Here is a 255-nt window from a genome sequence, read left to right on the forward strand (position 1 = left end):
TCTCGCCGTCGAGCTTGAACTCGCCCGAATCCGGCGTGTAGAGACCCGTGATCACGTTGAAGAAGGTCGTCTTGCCGGCGCCGTTCGGGCCGATCAGACCGTAGATTTCGCCCGCGCGGATCTGCAGGCCGACCTCGGAAAGCGCCTGCAAACCGCCGAAGCGCTTGTTGACGCCCTTCACCGACAGACGGATCGCCGCGTTGTTGCTTACGTTATCGCTCATGTATTTTTCTCCACCGGACCTTATGCGCGCAC

Annotated in this window: 1 protein-coding gene; it reads right to left on the minus strand. The window is 60.8% G+C overall.

The features are described from left to right. The coding region (locus AB3X89_RS40605; RefSeq protein WP_368588106.1) for an ATP-binding cassette domain-containing protein at window positions 1–223 on the minus strand (223 nt) is incomplete at its 3' end. Between the last annotated feature and the right edge of the window lie 32 nt (window positions 224–255).

The sequence above is a fragment of the Paraburkholderia sp. BR14320 genome, assembly GCF_040948665.1.
GTDB classification, from domain to species: domain Bacteria; phylum Pseudomonadota; class Gammaproteobacteria; order Burkholderiales; family Burkholderiaceae; genus Paraburkholderia; species Paraburkholderia youngii.